This is a genomic window from Synechococcus sp. Nb3U1, assembly GCF_021533835.1.
Lineage (GTDB): Bacteria > Cyanobacteriota > Cyanobacteriia > Thermostichales > Thermostichaceae > Thermostichus.
In genome coordinates this window covers 220,518-233,805 of the sequence record NZ_JAKFYQ010000003.1, presented here as the reverse complement: position 1 = coordinate 233,805, position 13,288 = coordinate 220,518, and the positions used below count along the sequence as shown (strand labels likewise).

Below are 13,288 nucleotides of genomic sequence, written 5' to 3'. Positions count from 1 at the left end.
AGGATCCCCTCAGGCATGGCTTGAGGTTGGGTAGCTTGTCCTTGGTTCTTAAATCCTTATTTATTTATTTGCCCTTATTCGTCGCCAATAATTTCGGGTGCAGTCAGCTCGTCCGACATTTCGATTACCGCACGGCGGATCGGCTTCATCCAGCCATCTTCCATATCGTCAGGAGCTTCATAGCGGCGCTGCTTGGCACGGTTGGCCACGATCACAGTAATGCGATAGCGGTTTTTGGAGGCATTGATTAGATTTTCCACCCGACGCATCAGCTCGTCGTTGTCAATGGCAAGGTGATTGTTGCGCAGGGCCATAGTTGAAGTCTCGTCTTGTTGCTAAAGGGATCCTCATCGTAGCAAGGTTACCCAGTCATTGCGGGAAAAGCGCAATCAGTTAGCTCATCGACGGGTAGACCGCAGGCCGTTCCTAGCCCGCACTCTATCTGAATTGTCCATCTGAATTGTGTTTACTTAATTTAAAGATAAAGATGGGTGTCGGGAGTTGTCACGAGCTTGAAGTGCTCTAGGGTGGACTGGCGTTGAACAGAATCAAGCCTACAGATCCCCATCCGGCAGCAAACTGGGTAGGCTGTTGGTGGAGGATCAGGGCCAGTCTATGCAGGGATCCCGCGTCATGGGGAGCATGCCAGAGGAGCGGAGCAGCCTGGCGGAGTTCCGAGTTGGGGTAGATGCGGTCATTTTCTCTATCGATACGGAACAGAATCGCCTGCTGGTGCTGTTGGTGCGGCGGCGGGAGGAGCCTTTTCGTGGTTGTTGGGCCTTGCCGGGCACTCTGGTGCGCCGTGCAGAATCCCTAGAGGCGGCAGCCTATCGCATCCTGGCGGAAAAAATCCGTGTTGAGAATCTCTACTTAGAGCAACTCTATACCTTTGGCGGGCCAGAACGGGATCCCCGCGAAGCTGCCGATGGCTACGGGGTACGCTATTTGTCCGTCAGCTACTTCGCTCTGGTGCGTTTCCAGGATGCCCAACTGTTGGCGGATGGAGTGGAGGGCATCGCCTGGTATCCTGCCGATCAAGTTCCGCCTTTGGCTTTTGACCACGAAGAAATTTGTCGCTACGCCCGCCGTCGCCTTTGCGCCAAGCTGGAGTATAGCCCGATTGCTTTCGACATCTTGCCCAGCACCTTCACCTTGGGGGAGGTTTATCAACTCTACGGCACCGTTTTGGGGGAGAGCTTCTCCGACTACTCCAATTTTCGGGCTCGCTTACTCAAGTTGGGCATTTTGCGCAATACCGGCCAGAAGAGTACTCAGGGAGCAGGCCGACCGGCAACCCTCTACTGTTTTGATGCAGCAGCTTTTGAGAAAATCCGCCATAAACCGATGGTGTTCGTCTAAGGGATCCGGATCCCTCCTCGTGGCCTTGGATCTCAATTGAAATCTGCATTTAGCGTGGATCGGTTTTGGGCTACTCCGTATATAGTATGGGTGATGCGGGATCCCCACCCCAAACAGGGGCTTTACCCCTCGACAGTGGCCAAGCAGATGTTTTAACCTTGGCTTCTAGGGTGGTTCAAGAGCGCTCATCAAGATAGGTGTGCCGGGGTTGTTGTCAGCCATGACCGACCTGGATCCCTAACACCGGGAGTGTGCCGCATTGCTAGCGTCGACTGAGTTGAGTCAGCAGGCCGAAAGCCTTAAACGCTAGTGCCCAGGGATCTGACCCCATAGTGACCAGAACAAGGCAGAATGCCGGGAGTTGAGATGAGAGTGATGTGCTGCAATGTAGTGCTTGTAGTAGCGCCTATGGCATCCTTTTTGCGCCGAGCAGCTCAGGCGGGTGGTATAGCCGGGATCCTGATGGGCATCGCTTGGGGCGGTGTAAACGTGGCTCCGGTTCTGGCCCAAGAGAGTTATTTGTTGGCTCAAGCAGCGCCGGCTGGCCCCATGAGTCGCCAGGAGGTGGCGGAGCGGCTGAATTTGGTGCCGGTTTTTGCGATTGTGTCTCAGGATGGCACCCCCGTTGTGGCCAATGTGGATCGGGAAGGCCGCACGATACAAGTGGCTTCATTTTGGTTGGATCAAGCTCAGGCCCAACAGGTTTTGCAGCAGGTAAAGACCAGTAACCCAGAGGTGGCTGGTCAAGCTCGAGTGGTACCCCTCTCGTTGGGATATGCCTACGAAAAGTCGGAAGAAGAGCGAGCCAAAAATGGGGATCTGCTCTTCGAGGTGGTGCCTCGTTCTTCAGATGTAGAAGCTGCTAAGCAAGTGCTGCAGCAAACCGGCCAAGATGTGCCCCCCGAAGCGATTGGCGTGCCCCTCTTCTATGGCCGCTCTGGGGAAGGCTTACTCACCATCGAACAGGATGGCTATGAAGTCGTGCCCTTCTTCTTCGACCGCAACGACCTCAGGGGGGCTTTGGATCGGGCGGCAGCGCAAAACCCCGACGTAGTCCAGCAAACTCAGATTGAAGTCACCTCTTTGGCAATTGTGGTGGAGCGCATGTTGGCTCCCGATGCCCAAGCGGATGTGCAAAAGATCGCCTTTATTCCCTCTCGCTCCTCTCTCGAGTACATCCAGTCTTTGGCTCGTCCTGCCAATCCCTAGTTACCCAGTGATTCTGGCGGTTCCTGAGAGTCTCCAGCTGGAGATTTTGTACTCCACGGAACGGCAATTTTTCTGAAAAGTAGGAAAGTCCTTTTTTCCAGGTATCTTATCTACTTTTTGCAACTGTTATAGAACTGTGAAACATTCACAGAGCGGACAGAAAAGGCAGCAGGTAGAGATCACCGTAACTGCGCTACCGTCACCCCCGCACCCCCATCCTGGGCTTCGGCAGCCGCAAAACCCTGTACCCGGGGATGCTCCTGCAAATAGGCTTGTACCCCGGCGCGTAGGCGACCCGTGCCATGGCCGTGAATGATCCAGACCGGGCCAGGAGGAGCTTGGGCAAAATGTTGCTCTAGGAGTACCTCTGCGTCGACTGTGGTTTTCCCCCGCAGATCGAGGGTATTTTGGCGGGTGCGAATGTTGAGGGGAGCTGAAGTAGAGGGGGCTAGAGGTGGCGCTTTGGGACGTTGGCGCTGTTTGGCCTGATGCTCATCGATGGGATCCAGTTGTCCACGCGGCACTGTAAATTTCAAAATGCCGCTGCGCACCACGAACACATCTTCTTCAACGGCGATCACCTCTCCCGTTTGCCCCAGACCCCGCAAGCGCACCCGATCCCCAATTTCCGGCACAAATTCTGTTTCCACAGGCGGCGGCGGAGAATAGCGCTCCCGGATTTCATCCAGCTTGGCGGTGATTTGCTGGGGGGCATCCCCCTGTTGCAGCTTGCGGATGGCAGCGGCCACTTCTTCTCGGGCAGCAGCTAAAAGGGTTTGGATCCCTTGGGTTTGTTTTTGCTCAAGCTGGGCTTCCCGCTCAGCCATTTGGCGGCTGCGTTGCTGCATCTGACGGTGCAGGGTTTCCAGCTCTCGGTGCAGGGATCCCACTTGGGTGGCGCGGGCTTCCAGTTCCGCCCGTTGCCCTTCTAGCCCAGCGATCACCCTATCCACTTGGCTTTCCCCTTGCAAACGCTGCTTGGCCCGTCCCAGGATCTCAGGATCCAAGTGCAGCCGTTGGGCAATGGTCAGGGCATTGGAGCGGCCCGGGATCCCCCAAAGCAGGCGATAGGTGGGAGCGAGGGTGGTCTCATCAAACTCCACCGAGGCATTTTCAAAGCCGGGGTGTTGATATTTCAGAGCCTTCAGCTCGCCGTAGTGAGTGGTGGCCAGAGTGAGCAGAGCCTTTTCCGAGAGATATTCCAGGAGGCCGGCAGCCAGAGCGGCCCCTTCTGTAGGATCCGTACCTGCCCCCACTTCATCCAGCAAGACCAGGGCAGATTCTGAGGTGGAATTAATTGCCTGCACCATGCGGCTGATGCGGCGGATATGCCCAGAAAAGGTGGAGAGGCTTTGCTGTAGAGATTGTTCATCGCCAATATCGGCATAAACCCAGTCGAACCAAGGCAGTTCCGGCGGATCCTGAGCGGGCAAGAAGATCCCTGCCTTGGCCATGAGCACCAGGAGACCCAAGGTTTTCAGGGCAACGGTTTTGCCGCCAGTGTTGGGGCCGGTGATGACGACGGTGCGAACCTGTGCAGACAGGGTGAAGTCAATCGGGATCACCGCAGACTCGTTTCCTTCTGTACGGGTTTGCCAAAGCAGCAGGGGATGCTGAACGCGGCGCAATCGCACCCCCCCAGAGACAAACTGGGGACGATTTCCTTCTAGCCATAAGCTGTAGCGGCCACGGGCTAAGGCCACATCCAACCCCACCATCAGCGCCTGTAACTGTTCCAAGTCGGAGACGACGGATCCCACCTGAGCAGACAGGGCCGCCAAGATCCGTTCTTCTTCTGCTTGAGCTTGGGCCTGGGTTTGTCGCAGCCGATTGCCCAGCTCTACGATCCCATAGGGTTCTACATAAAGGGTGGCCCCACTGGCGGAGCTGTCGTGAACTACGCCTCGGATCACATCGCGGTGGGTAGCCTTTACCATCAGTACAAACCGTCCCTGCCGCTGGCTGATCAGGGTATCCTGCAGGGCTTGCGGGTATTGATTCATCAACTGCTGCAACCGTTCTTGAAGGTGGCTGCGCTGCTGACGTTGTTGGCGGCGTAGATCGGCCAAACTGGGGCTGGCGCTATCTCGCACTTCACCGTGATCTTCCAGGCAGCGAAAGATCTCCTGTTCCAAGTCTGGGTAGGTGCGCAGGGTGCTGACCCATTCTTGCAGGCGCGGCAAATGATCATCGGCATCGATAAGGCGGCGAATCCGGCGGGCCGTTCCTAGGGTGGTGGCGATCTGGATCAGCTCTTCGCCCGACAGGGTGCCACCCCGTTCGGCTCGCTCCAAGGCTGAGAGCAAATCGTGGATCCCCTCTAGGGATAGCCCTCCGGCTTGAGTTTGATCGAGACGGATGGCCTCTTCGGTTTGCTCCAAGCGTTCTTCGCTCTGGGCTCGGCTCAGCCAGGGATCCAGTTCTAAACAGGCGCGGCGGCCCAGTGTTGTGGCGGCAAAAGTGGCCAAATGCTGACAGAGACGGGGCCACTCCAGCAGTTCCAGGGTTTCTTGCCGGAGGGAGGGATCTGGCTCGCAGGCCACTGGAGTGGGGTGCAAGGCGGTGGGCATTAACGGCTAAGGGGAGAACTGGGGCGCAGTTGCTTCATTTCACGTAAAAACTGCTTCTGGTAGTTGAGGAAGGCATTGTGCCACTCGCGGAAGCGGCGTTCGCCATCGCGCACCAACAGTTGCCGGTACTGTTCCGAGTTGAGGCGGGGTTGGGTAGAAGACAGGCTCATGGGGGATCCGAAGCGCTCTGGATCCATTGTGGCAGGCTCTTGAACGGGATCTACTCCTATTCTTCCACCATCAACACATGGGTTGGGATCCCTTGGGGCAGGGCTTTACAACCGGGCAAAAAGGCCAGCTCGATTAAAAACGCGAACCCTCCCACTACGGCACCTGTTTGGGCGATCAATTCGGCGGTGGCAACCGCGGTACCGCCGGTGGCGATCAGATCATCCACAATCAACACCCGTTCTCCGGGGCGCAGGGCGTGGGCGTGCAGTTGCAGCTGGTCTTGGCCGTACTCGAGGCTGTAGCTTTGACTGAGAACCGGCGGCGGCAGTTTGCCAGGTTTGCGGACGGGGACAAACCCCAAGCCCAAATGCTGAGCTAGAGCCGCACCCAAAATAAAGCCGCGGGACTCGATACCGACAATGTAATCGAGGGATCCCATGCTGGCGGTGCCAGCAGCTAGGCGTTCGATCGCCACCCGGAAGCCTGTCGGATCCTGCAAAAGGGGAGTCATATCCCGGAAGAGGATCCCAGGTTTGGGGAAATCGGGCACCAAGCGAATTAGGGATCGCAGATCCATCCTGTTCTCCTCCCGACCTGCACAAAAGGGCTTTCCAAGCAACCCATCATACCTGCTCAACTCCCGAATGGTGGAAGGGATCCCTATGGGTCGGGGTCAGTTCAGCCCAAATTCAAGACTGAGAGCCCGGCACCGTCCAAAACCCGAGCGGGGGATTCTTTATAATTGGCAAGGCTGGGAGGCTGTAGCTTACCTGGTCATCCTTTTTCTGACCTCGGAGACTTCCCATGCGCTATTACATGGCCATTGACTCCAATCCTTTAGCCAGTTTGCCGCTTTCTTTGTTTGGGGTGAGTGGCGAATCGGCCTATGTCGATCTGCTGCAAGACAAGTTGATCGTGCGGGCGGGCAGCCTGTTCAACGAAACGTTCTCCCTCAGTGAATTGGGGCAAGGGGAGCGGTTCCCCTGGCCCTGGTACTACGGATTGGGGGTACGCACCGATTTTCAAGGAATCGTCGGCCCGGTAACCAGCACGCAGGGGGTGGTGGCCATTCCGCTGTTGGAAGAAAAACTGCTGTTCATCCCATTATTGGGGCCGGTGGGGCTACAACTGCCCTGCAAGAAGCTCGTCTTCAGTCTCAAGGATTCCGATACGTTCCTGGCAAATTTTAATCAGGGGCGCCCGGATGTGAATGGTGGCCCGAAGAATGTGGTGATTGAGTAGGGGATCTCCAGAGGATGAATCCTTCACCTGCTAACGCGAGGTGAAGGAGGATTTATGCAGAGACGGGATAGGCTGAGGCGGATCGTTAGATCATTGAGAGATCATTAAGTATGAAGGGGCGGCGATGTTGACTCACCCTAGGCTGATCATCCCTGGCAAGCTGAATGTGAGGGCGGGCCTGGTGATGCTTTTGGCTGCCATTGCCCTCGGGCTACTGCTCAGCCAAGTTCAGCCGTTGCTTCCTGCTTCTGCTCCTCTGACCCCAGCCTACCCCGCTGATGAATTGACAGCCTTGACAGAACCTGTTCCAGAAGCAGAGCAGCGTTTTGTCTCTTGGCAGGAAGTCCCCAAACAAAAGTATGCCTGGCACATCTGCTACGCCTTTCTCGGCAACATGGGGTTGATCAACATTGGCGGCGGACTGGCGCTGGTGGTGCTGGGATCCCGCTTGGCAGCTGGACATCTCTTTTCGCAAATTCTCCTCTTGGGGGGAATGTTACACCCCGCCTCCTGGGCCTTGGTAGCGTTAACAGGTTTGGAAGGCTGGCGCTGGTTAGGCAATATCGGGGCACTGGCGGTTGCTGGGGTTGTGCTGCTGTTATTGGGTCACTTGGTCTGGGCTACCTACTGCTCAGTGCGAGCCATTCAGAAGCTGGTCCAACCACGACCCCCCATCAAACCCTGAAACAGTTGGGGAAAACTGAGAAAACGTTTAAGATCGTTAACATCGTGATCAGTCGGGTAAGGCTCAGCATGGCTGTGCAAGAGGATGTGTTTTTTGAGGGCGGCCCTCATAGTGGCGACCTGGTGATGAACTCCTTCATTGGAGCCACGCTCGTCGGCTTGCCTTTATTTGTCGGGGCTTTGGTGCGCAAACTTTGGGTGCACTATCGCATCACCAGTCGCCGCATCACCGTCATCGGAGGGTGGGGGGGCAAGGAGCGTTCTGATGTCATCTACAGCGAAATTGCCAAGGTCGTCACTGTTCCCCGTGGTTTGGGAGCCTGGGGAGACATGGTTCTCACCCTCAAGGATGGTAGCCGCCTAGAGATGCGTGCCCTACCTCGTTTCCGAGAGATTTACGACTACATCAACGAGCGTATCGACGAGAAAGCCAAACAGGTGAGTGGCCCGATCGGCAAAAAACGCCGCCCTGTCAAATCCTGAGGCTACTGCTCTCTCAGGGGGATCCCTCGCCATGACCCACTTCGCTCCCAAGAGCAGGGATTCGGGTTTGCCGCAGCGCATCGCCCTAGTACATGAGTATCTGATCCAGCCGGGTGGCTCAGAGAAAGTGGTGCAGGAGCTGGCAGTCTTTGCCCCACAAGCCCCTCTTTACACCAGCCTCTTCTCGGCTCACACCATGCCCCCTGCCTGGCAGGAGTTGGAGATCTGCACCTCCTTTTTGCAAAGTTGGGCCAAACGCTTGGGGGTGCTACGCCGAGATTACCATGCCCGCCTCAAGTACCTTCTGCCCTGGATGCCCCTGGCCTACGAGAGCTTTGACTTCTCAGGGTATGACTGTGTTATCTCCAGTAGCCATGCCTTTGCCAAAGGGATCCTGACGGGGGATTCCACCCTCCATCTCAGCTATATTCACAGCCCGACTCGTTACCTCTGGGAAAATCGGGAGCTGTATCTGGAGCGGGGAGGGTTGCGCGGCGGTGGATCGGGGATCCGACCGGCTTATGCCGTTAGCCAATGGCTTTTACACCGGCTGCGCCAATGGGATGTTTTGGCTGCCCAGCGCCCAGATTTATTAATCGCCAACTCCTGGCACATTCGCCGCCGCCTCTACAAAACCTACCGCCGCGATGCAGTCGTTATCCATCCGCCGGTGCCGTTGGAGGGGTTCCATCCGGTTGCGGATCCCAGCGCCGACTATGACCTGGTGGCAGGCCGACTGGTGCCCTATAAGCGGGTGGATCTGGCCATCGCCGCCTGTGAACAGTTGGGCCGCCGCTTGCTGATTGTGGGAGAAGGGCCTGAGTTGCCTCGGCTCAAGCAGTTGGCGGGGCCAGCGGTGGAATTTTTGCCCTATCAACCGCAAGCTCGTCTGCAGGAGCTGTTCGCGAACTGCCGCACGCTTCTGTTTCCCTGGGTAGAGGATTTTGGTCTCGTGCCTGTGGAGGTGCAAGCCTGTGGCCGCCCTGTCATTGCCCTCAACCGTGGTGGCACCCAAGAGACGGTGATCCATGGTCAAACCGGGCTCCACATCCCAGAGGCCAGGGTCGATGCCTTGGTAGAAGGGCTGCGCCAAGCCGACCGACAGGAATGGGATCCCGAGCGGATTCGCACCCATGCCCTACAATTTGCCCCCGCTCGATTTCATGCCCAAATGGGATCCCTGCTGCGCTGGGCTTGGCCCCGTTTTCAGGCTGGAGAACCGTTGGATCCCAAAGAATGGAAGGCTCAGTAAGAGCGACGCTGCACAAAAGCTGGCAGCTCAATGCGGCTACGGGAGGTACGGCCACCCGCTTCCACCACAGCCCGTTGTCCAGCACCAGTCACCAAAGCAGAGCGTTTCAGCAGTTTTTCGGCCCGGTCTTCTCGCTCCTCCAGAGTTAGGGGAGGGATCCCTGTGGCGGGTGTTCCGGTAGGGGTTCTCCAGGTCATGGGTTGGCTCACAGTTGATTTCACCGCCGCGACCACTGGTTTTGGGGCTACTTCTTCAGGATGAATCAGATCCCAGCTCAGACGAGATACCGATTTGGGTTCAACAGCTTCCGGAGCCGGTGAAACAGAGGGATCCGCTGGCTGACCTAAATTAGCCAGTCGATCTTCTAGCTCCTGTTTGAGCTGCTGTAGCAAAGCCACCTCTTTCTCCTGGGTTTGCGCATAGGCATGGGCTTGGACACACTCGGTCTTGAGAAGCATCACCTGCTGTTGCAACTTGTCGATTTGCTTCTGGCTCACCAAATGATGGGCCTCGGCCACTTCCCGACCCCGTTGGGCCTCTTCGTAGCTTTCCCGAGTCGGGCGTTGTAGAAGTTCCAGCAACTGGTGCCGAACCTCTTCCCATTGGGCCATCGTCGGGCGTTGCGCGAGTTCCTGGATCAACTGGTCACGCTCCGTTCGCAGGGTGTCAAGTTCGGCAGTTAGCGTCTGAAGTTCACCCGCTAGGGCCAGAATCCGTTCCGACTGTTCCGCATGAGCTGCGGCCAGATCTGGGGATGGATGTTGCCGTAGAGCCTCAAGCTCCGATGCAAGGGTTGCGATCTGCTGAGCTTGCGCCGCCTGCTGTTGTTGACTCTGCTGCAACTCCTCCAGTAGAGTAGTCCGCTCTGCCTTGGCAAAAGAGGCTTGTTGGCGTAAGCGATCCAGCTCCGACTGCAACCGCGCCCATTGATCCAGGGTGGGGCGTTCCTCCAATTCTCGAATGCGCTGTTGGTGGGTATTGAGATCCGCTTCCATTTGTGCTCTTTCGTGTTCCAAGGTGGTTTTCAGATGTTGCCATTCAGCTTCTGCTTGACGGTGACTGGCTTCTAGCTCTTCTCGCAGAGCGGTCAACTCTTGGGTAGAGGGCCGACTTGCCAGCTCCTGGATCTGGGCTTGCAATTGCCCTTTTTCCGCTTCTAGTTCCTGCAGGCGTAGCTGGGTTTGGGCTTGCAAAAGCTGCACTTGCGGTAATTTGACAGCATACTCACTGAGCTGGCCGGCGTGTTGTTTCAGCTCCAGAAGTTCTTGTTGTAGCTGGTAAAAGCGGGCTGGATCCACCCGCCTTTGTAGCTCGGACTTGAGCATCTCGATTTCGGTTTGGCTGGTTTGTAGCTGTTGTTGCAAGATCTGATAATGCTCCAGGGTGGGGCGACGCTCCATTTCCCACAGCAGGTTTTGCAGTTCTTCGATATGCTGTTGCTGCAGCTGAAAAGCTTCAGGAGTGGGCCGTTGTGCCAAAAGAGACTGTTCCTGCTGACACGCTTGCAGGGCTCGATCCCGTTCGTTGATTTGGGCTTGGGCTTCAAACAGTTGATGTTCCAGGCGATGGGTACACTCAATCTGCTGCAACGATAACGCCTCAGATTCCGCCAAGGATCGCTCTAGGTTGCGCACACGCGCTCGCAAGGCTTTCAACTCCTCTTCCATAGCCAGGCCGCTCAACAGGTCATGGGCCTCACTGTAGCAGATGGCCTTGGTGAATATCCAGCTTGGCACTACATATAGGGTGAATCTTTAATCTTTTCCCTGACTGACGCTAAGGCTACTGCTCACCCCTCCTATACTGAGATCGTCGGTGGTGAGACTGAGTGTGCAGATGAAACCGGGATCCAAATTATAGTGACATCCCTTCTGCAGTGAGTCGGAACGGCTTCTTGGAACTTGGGATTTCGGTGTCGGTACCGGGGCGGATCCCGGCAGAGCTAGCCTTTCAGGTCACTTGGTCAGGCATCGCGGCCCAAACCCTATCCGCGGCTGAAGTAAATTGCATTTCTGGTGAAGTTTCTTGTACAACCCGTTTCAGCATCCGTCCTCCCCTGAGCTTGGTGCCCGGATCCTACCTGCTCAGTTTGCGGGCTTTCGACCGGCTGGGGCAAAGTGCCATGGTGACCGAGAGGGTGCTGGTGACGGATTAGCATTACAGCCTTTTCCAGCGTTGTCTGATACAGCAGATTCAGGTCAATCCCTTGCTCCATTAGGTTTTTTGCCTAACTCAAGGGCCTGTGTGAAGTCGGAAAAGGCTGTAAGACTTTTTTGCAAAGCAAGAATACCAAGAATACAAGATATAGACACAAAAAAACTTCACTCTGAAATAACTCTGTAATCCTTACTAATCCTCTTCCAACAAGCCCGGAGACAGCCCGGATGCCTCTAGGGATGAGGTGACGTCCATTGGTTACTCCTTGTGCAAGCAACACTAGAAGTGAAAATAGTCGACCTAGCCCAGTTGCTTCTTGAATAAATATGTGGTTCAATCCAGAGATGTACGCGTTTAGGCTGGGTGAGGGCTAGGTGATGATTACACGAGTGCTCTTGAAGTTTTTGCTCTCGTTCAGGCAGATTCCACTGGTGATCCTGCTCTTTCTCCTCAGCTCGTCCTTCGTCGGCTGCGGTGGTGATAGTACAAGTACAACATCTTTTAACCCCGTAACACCTTCTCCAACTCAAACACCTCCCAAACCCTCGAGTTTTTCCACCTCTACTCAGGCCAGTATCGAGGCTGCTGTTTCGGGCTTCCCCAACGGCACACGAGTTGTTCCTACAACTCTCCTTTTCCAGCGCCTTTTTCAGAGAAGTGTAATCGCTTTTGAAAACGGATTGAAACCTGAGCTGGCCCTTCAAGTTGAAATAACAGTTCCTGAACCCATTGGTCGCGCATTGGGTCTTCCGTTCCAGCAAAGTTTCTCTGCTTCAGAAATTGGATGTACCCCTGCAACAGTGCCCGGAGGTTCTTGCAGCCCTGGTGGCCCTGATTTGAGCTTCGACCTAGCTCTAGGGCGTAACTACACCCTTAAGATTACTTTTTTTGATCAAGCAGGATTCAGCTACACCGTTCAGCGTAATTTTCGCATTGATCGGGTTAGTGGCCCCACACCCCCTGCTATCACCGATATTACCGCTAGTCTTACGCCAAACGGCTTGCAATTGCTCATCGAGGGAGAAAATCTCTGTGATACGACTGCCATTAACTTCAATGGGCAGTCAGTTCAGTCTTTCCTCGTGATCGGAACGCCTCCAGACTGTCGGTTACAGGTGTTGCTGTTTCCTGGCCCTAACGCTGGGCTTCTACGGATTGTTACCCGCAACGGCACGATCGAGACGGAGCTCGAGGAGCTTCCTCTGCCCACTCCCACTCCCGTACCGCCACCGCCACCACCGCCGCCACCGCCGCCACCGCCGCCACCGCCGCCCCCTGAGACGACCGTTGATCTCACGGTCTCCAAAACAGATGGCATCAACGCTATCAGCGACTTTGAGTTCTTTAATTCTCTTTCAGGAACTCTCACCTATTCGATTACTGTTACCAATACTGGAGATGGCACAGCTACCGGGGTCGTTCTTACAGATACCCTTCCACCAGAATTGGAATTTATCTCTGCTTCTGACTCGGCTTGTACCCTCAGTAGTTCTGGGCCAGATGTAGTGGTTTGCTCGATCGGAGAACTCGCTCCTGATGCAACCCTAACTCTGCAGATCGTTGCTGCTGTCCCTTTCCCTTCTGAGGTGGATAGATGTATTGGGCTGATTGATTCCCCAGAAGCACGGAACGGCTGCGAGCCTGACTTCCCTGTGCCTTCTACATTAACCAACACAGTGACGGTAGATTCTGACCAAACCACTTCTGTCTCCGATATTGATTTCACAACCATCACCTTTGGGCAAGATGTTGGTGTTAATAAGTTTGGCGAGCTATTTGTCGAGCCAGGGCTTTACACTTACTCTTTCACCGTCTTTAATAATCAACCTATTTCCACCACCTCAGGGGTTACCCTCACAGATTCCTTCCCCCCTGAATTCTCAGCTTTCAGTGTCTCGGATCCTCGCTGTACCTTGACAGGTATAGGTATCCTGACCTGTAATTTTGGTACCCTTAGCTCCCTTGATTTCATCTTCTTCGAGGTTACAGGAACCTTTGCTACAACAGGAACCTTTGTGAATACGGTCACAGTAAACCTAGCTGGAGATGTGAATCCTTTCAACAATACCAGTACCTTAACAACGACCGTAGACTTTGATTAGATATTTCAGATATCTAGATATCAATGTAGTTGGAGTCAGCTTATTTCCATCTCTAAGTT

Annotated in this window: 13 protein-coding genes; 8 read left to right on the top strand and 5 right to left on the bottom strand. The window is 55.3% G+C overall.

Translation table 11 applies throughout. The features are described 5' to 3' along the window. Positions 1 to 74: 74 nt before the first annotated feature. A complete protein-coding gene (locus tag L1047_RS15475; protein ID WP_235279906.1) occupies positions 75 to 314 on the bottom strand; it encodes a DNA-directed RNA polymerase subunit omega in 240 nt (79 codons plus the stop codon). A 319-nt stretch (positions 315 to 633) separates the two neighbouring features. Between L1047_RS15475 and L1047_RS15470 the strand changes: the two genes are divergently transcribed. Both L1047_RS15470 and L1047_RS15465 read left to right on the top strand, forming a co-directional pair. Further along, the gene (locus L1047_RS15470) at positions 634 to 1,359 is read left to right on the top strand and encodes an NUDIX hydrolase (protein ID WP_235279904.1); all 726 of its coding nucleotides are present in this window, start codon (positions 634 to 636) and stop codon (positions 1,357 to 1,359) included. A 408-nt stretch (positions 1,360 to 1,767) separates the two neighbouring features. Then, positions 1,768 to 2,568 carry a Tic22 family protein gene (locus L1047_RS15465; RefSeq protein ID WP_235279902.1) on the top strand — a complete coding sequence of 267 codons (801 nt, stop codon included), beginning with the start codon at positions 1,768 to 1,770 and terminating at the stop codon, positions 2,566 to 2,568. 179 nt (positions 2,569 to 2,747) lie between these two features. On the opposite strand, the gene L1047_RS15460 is transcribed toward L1047_RS15465, so the two are convergent. Genes L1047_RS15460 through L1047_RS15450 form a run of 3 tightly spaced genes read right to left on the bottom strand, consistent with a single transcriptional unit; the run spans position 2,748 to position 5,886 of the window. Then, positions 2,748 to 5,138 carry an endonuclease MutS2 gene (locus L1047_RS15460; protein WP_235279901.1) on the bottom strand — a complete coding sequence of 797 codons (2,391 nt, stop codon included), beginning with the start codon at positions 5,136 to 5,138 and terminating at the stop codon, positions 2,748 to 2,750. Then, positions 5,138 to 5,335, bottom strand: coding sequence for a hypothetical protein (locus tag L1047_RS15455; RefSeq protein WP_235279899.1), 198 nt, complete (start codon positions 5,333 to 5,335; stop codon positions 5,138 to 5,140). Before L1047_RS15455 ends, L1047_RS15460 begins: the two co-directional genes overlap by 1 nt. A gap of 29 nt (positions 5,336 to 5,364) precedes the next feature. After that, a complete protein-coding gene (locus tag L1047_RS15450; protein WP_235279897.1) occupies positions 5,365 to 5,886 on the bottom strand; it encodes an adenine phosphoribosyltransferase in 522 nt (173 codons plus the stop codon). Between the two features lie 227 nt (positions 5,887 to 6,113). Here L1047_RS15450 and L1047_RS15445 point away from each other — a divergent pair, with 227 nt between their 5' ends. The 4 genes from L1047_RS15445 to L1047_RS15430 all read left to right on the top strand — a co-directional run bounded on the left by L1047_RS15445 (position 6,114) and on the right by L1047_RS15430 (position 8,970). Beyond that, a complete protein-coding gene (locus tag L1047_RS15445; RefSeq protein ID WP_235279896.1) occupies positions 6,114 to 6,551 on the top strand; it encodes a hypothetical protein in 438 nt (145 codons plus the stop codon). Between the two features lie 124 nt (positions 6,552 to 6,675). Further along, entirely contained in the window at positions 6,676 to 7,236 is a 561-nt protein-coding gene (locus tag L1047_RS15440) for a hypothetical protein (protein ID WP_235279894.1), read from the top strand. 68 nt (positions 7,237 to 7,304) lie between these two features. Then, the gene (locus L1047_RS15435) at positions 7,305 to 7,718 is read left to right on the top strand and encodes a PH domain-containing protein (protein ID WP_235279892.1); all 414 of its coding nucleotides are present in this window, start codon (positions 7,305 to 7,307) and stop codon (positions 7,716 to 7,718) included. Between the two features lie 31 nt (positions 7,719 to 7,749). Then, positions 7,750 to 8,970: a glycosyltransferase gene (locus L1047_RS15430; protein ID WP_235279890.1), complete on the top strand. Its 1,221-nt coding sequence runs from the start codon at positions 7,750 to 7,752 to the stop codon at positions 8,968 to 8,970. Here the strand turns inward: L1047_RS15430 and L1047_RS15425 are convergent. Further along, positions 8,964 to 10,637: a hypothetical protein gene (locus L1047_RS15425; RefSeq protein ID WP_235279888.1), complete on the bottom strand. Its 1,674-nt coding sequence runs from the start codon at positions 10,635 to 10,637 to the stop codon at positions 8,964 to 8,966. The genes L1047_RS15430 and L1047_RS15425 overlap by 7 nt on opposite strands. Before the next feature lie 227 nt (positions 10,638 to 10,864). Between L1047_RS15425 and L1047_RS15420 the strand changes: the two genes are divergently transcribed. Both L1047_RS15420 and L1047_RS15415 read left to right on the top strand, forming a co-directional pair. Continuing rightward, complete coding sequence (locus tag L1047_RS15420; RefSeq protein ID WP_235279887.1) at positions 10,865 to 11,125, top strand: hypothetical protein; 261 nt, start codon at positions 10,865 to 10,867, stop codon at positions 11,123 to 11,125. A gap of 379 nt (positions 11,126 to 11,504) precedes the next feature. Next, entirely contained in the window at positions 11,505 to 13,229 is a 1,725-nt protein-coding gene (locus L1047_RS15415; protein WP_235279886.1) for a DUF11 domain-containing protein, read from the top strand. Positions 13,230 to 13,288 lie beyond the last annotated feature (59 nt).

Coding starts and splice junctions, on each gene's coding strand:
- L1047_RS15465 (WP_235279902.1), top strand. CDS start 1,768: ATGGCATCCTTTTTGCGCCGAGCAGCTCAGGCGGGTGGTATAGCCGGG.
- L1047_RS15430 (WP_235279890.1), top strand. CDS start 7,750: ATGACCCACTTCGCTCCCAAGAGCAGGGATTCGGGTTTGCCGCAGCGC.
- L1047_RS15470 (WP_235279904.1), top strand. CDS start 634: ATGGGGAGCATGCCAGAGGAGCGGAGCAGCCTGGCGGAGTTCCGAGTT.
- L1047_RS15475 (WP_235279906.1), bottom strand. CDS start 314: ATGGCCCTGCGCAACAATCACCTTGCCATTGACAACGACGAGCTGATG.
- L1047_RS15440 (WP_235279894.1), top strand. CDS start 6,676: ATGTTGACTCACCCTAGGCTGATCATCCCTGGCAAGCTGAATGTGAGG.
- L1047_RS15415 (WP_235279886.1), top strand. CDS start 11,505: ATGATTACACGAGTGCTCTTGAAGTTTTTGCTCTCGTTCAGGCAGATT.
- L1047_RS15435 (WP_235279892.1), top strand. CDS start 7,305: ATGGCTGTGCAAGAGGATGTGTTTTTTGAGGGCGGCCCTCATAGTGGC.
- L1047_RS15445 (WP_235279896.1), top strand. CDS start 6,114: ATGCGCTATTACATGGCCATTGACTCCAATCCTTTAGCCAGTTTGCCG.
- L1047_RS15460 (WP_235279901.1), bottom strand. CDS start 5,138: ATGCCCACCGCCTTGCACCCCACTCCAGTGGCCTGCGAGCCAGATCCC.
- L1047_RS15425 (WP_235279888.1), bottom strand. CDS start 10,637: ATGGAAGAGGAGTTGAAAGCCTTGCGAGCGCGTGTGCGCAACCTAGAG.
- L1047_RS15455 (WP_235279899.1), bottom strand. CDS start 5,335: ATGGATCCAGAGCGCTTCGGATCCCCCATGAGCCTGTCTTCTACCCAA.
- L1047_RS15450 (WP_235279897.1), bottom strand. CDS start 5,886: ATGGATCTGCGATCCCTAATTCGCTTGGTGCCCGATTTCCCCAAACCT.